General features: G+C 73.6%; 2 protein-coding genes. One reads left to right on the forward strand and one right to left on the reverse strand.

All coding sequences use genetic code 11. The features are described from left to right. Positions 1-168 precede the first annotated feature (168 nt). A complete protein-coding gene (locus VR45_RS31330) occupies positions 169-1368 on the forward strand; it encodes an ALF repeat-containing protein (RefSeq protein ID WP_045943259.1) in 1200 nt (399 codons plus the stop codon). Between the two features lie 100 nt (positions 1369-1468). Here the strand turns inward: VR45_RS31330 and VR45_RS31335 are convergent. Continuing rightward, positions 1469-2717: PQQ-binding-like beta-propeller repeat protein (locus VR45_RS31335; protein WP_045943260.1), on the reverse strand; the 1249-nt coding region annotated here is incomplete at its 5' end.

Genomic DNA, 2717 nt, shown 5'->3' on the forward strand with positions numbered 1-2717 from the left:
CTCTGCTTCCTGAGCATTGAGGGAGAGTCAGGCGGAGTCGGGCGGGTGGCGTCGCGGGCCCGCGACGCCCGGTGCTCGTGAGCCGTAAATATGGTGGTGTGAAGATCCGTTTGAAGGCCCTATGCTTCGTGCGTTCACGATGTCTTCGCACGAAGCAAGGTCTGCCGGATGAAGCTTCCCAAGGTGTCCGCCGTGGTCGCGGCCGCCGTCCTGGCCTCGGCGGCCGACGCGCCCCGGCCGACCGGGGCCTCCGGGCCTGACACCGGTTCCGCCGGAACCCCCGACGCCGCGCCGACCGACGCGGGCCAGGAGGACCTGGACCGGGCCGAGGTCCGGCGGATCCTCGCCGACAAGGCCAGCGGCGTGTCCGTGCGCGAGGCCGCGGAGAAGGCGCTGGCCGCCGGGACCGCCGCCGCGCTGCGGGAGTTCCTGACCACCGGCCTCCAGAACGCCCGCTACATCGACTGCCGGGTGGATACCGTTCGGATCCTCGGTGTCGGCGGCCCGGCGGTCAAGAAGGCCGCCGAGACCGCGCTGCGGGGCTCGTACGAGGACCTGGTCGCATTCCTCAAGGAGGGTCAGCACGCGGCCCGCGCGCAGGACGACCGGGCCGAGATCGAGCGGCTGCTCGCCGACCCGGCCACCGGCCCGGGCGTGCGGGAGGCGGGCCAGAAGGCGCTGGACACCGGGACGCCGGCCGCGCTGCGGCACTTCGTGGAGACTGAGCTCCCCGTCCAGCGTGAGCACGACGCCCGGGTGGCGCTCAGCCAGATCATGGCCAAGGGCGGTCCCGAGGTGCGGGCTGCCGCGAACGCCGCGATGGACGGCTCGTACGCGGACGTCGTGAAGTTCCTCCAGGAGGGCCAGTACACGGCCCGCGCGAAGGACAACCGGGCGCAGGTCGCACAGATCGCCGAGACCGGCGGACCGGCCGTCAAGAAGGCCGCGCTCGCCGCGCTGGACGGCAACGAGCAGGCTGTGGCGACCTTCCTCCTCGAAGGCTGGGCCAAGGCGCGGGCCGAGGACGAGGCCGCGGCCAAGCCGGGCACCGAGCCGACGGTCCGGCCGACCGAGCAGCCGACCACCGCCCCGGCCGCCCCGGCGGCCCAGACCTCCGCCGCCGGCGGCCAGGTCGTCCAGGCCGCTGCCCGCACCACCTCGGGCACGGGCACGGCCACCGGCACCGCCGCCGTCACCCGGACGACCACCGGGACCACCGGGACCACCACCGCGACCGTCGGCTCCGGCCAGCTCGCGGCCACCGGTACCGAGGGCCTCGGCCTGGAGGCCGGCGGCGCCGCCGCGGCGCTCGCCGCCGGTGCGGCTCTGGTCGTGGTGTCCCGCCGCCGTCGCGCCGAGGAGAGCTGACCCGTCCCGGGCAGTCGTCCGGCTTTGGCCCCCGGCCGCCGCACAGGCGGCCGGGGGGTCGGGCGGACGGTCACCCGGTGGGGCGGGCCCGCGGGCCGGTTCAGCCCGCCGAGAGGTAGAAGGTGTCCCCCGACAGGGCGGCGTACTCGTTGACGTGGTCGGGGGCCGTGCCCGGCTCGTACTCGCGGTCCTGTCCCGTCCGGGCGTCCAGCACCACGTTCTTGCCGTTCTGGGCTCGGCCGTAGACCGCTCCGTGCCAGACGGCCGTGACTGAGGGCGCCACCCGTGCCCCAGCGCCGGCCGAGGACACGATTTGCCACAGGACGGTGACCCCGGCCGCGTCGATGCCGAGCAACTGTCCACCGTCCGTACCAGTGGCTCGGCACACGGTCGTGGCACGGCCGTCGAACCGGCAGCTGCTGGTGTCCAACGTGTACTTCTCGGTCAGCGCCGGCAGGGGCAGGCTCTCCCCGGTCCCGGTGGACAGCAGGGTGGGCTCCCGCTCCCCGCGGGCGAGGATCTTGTCGGTGGCGAACACGGACAGATTCGTCTGGACCTCGCCGGTCAGAGCCTTCCAGCGGATCGCGCCGTCAGTCGTCGAGAGTGCCCTGACCTCCAGGGGCGTGTGGTGCAAGTAGGTGTCCCAACCCCCGGTCAGGGAGGAGACCCCGACGACGGTGTCGCCCTGGAGCACCTGGGCCTCGTAGTTCGCCGCCTTCCAGGCGACCGTGCCGGTGGCCAGGTCGATCGCGTAGCTGGTGGGAGGGCCGGACAGGCTGGCGGCGACCACGAGGGCCCGGCCTGCGGCAATGCCCGCGACGGCGGGTACCTGCTTGCCGATCGTGTCGCCGTCGATGGTGACCCGGCCGGCCTCCTTGTGGGTGTCGAGGTCGAGAATGTCGACCTCGACACCGTAGTGGTCGGAGATGGTGCCCCGGCCGGTGATGGTCAGTGGGAAGGCGGCCACCGCGTATCGCTTCCCGCCCGAGGTGCCCACGGCGGGGCGTGCGGGTTCGAGGCCCCCGGACATCCAGGTCGACCATCCGTACAACGACCCCTCGGGGAGTTTCCCGCGGGAGGTCATCTCAGCGGTCTGTTTGCCGTCACGGACATCGTAGGAGACCAGGCTCTCCATACCCACCACGGAGACCACGTCGAGGCCGTCCAGCACGAGGGGCCGGACATCGGCGTCGCCGCTGCCGGCGACGACCTGGGTGAACTTCACCGGCGGGTCGGCCCGCACCGGTTCGGCCCTCGGCGGGCCGGACGGCCGCGAGGCCGACGGACCGGTGGCGGCCGACGGGTTGCCGCTCGAGCCGCCACCGGTCGCCGCGGTGGTACCGGAGGCC

Source organism: Streptomyces sp. NRRL S-495 (genome assembly GCF_000966955.1).
Classification (GTDB): Bacteria; Actinomycetota; Actinomycetes; order Streptomycetales; family Streptomycetaceae; genus Kitasatospora; species Kitasatospora purpeofusca.

What these genes read in the sequence shown, in the direction of transcription:
- VR45_RS31330 (WP_045943259.1), top strand. Translation starts at nt 169, where the DNA reads ATGAAGCTTCCCAAGGTGTCCGCCGTGGTCGCGGCCGCCGTCCTGGCC.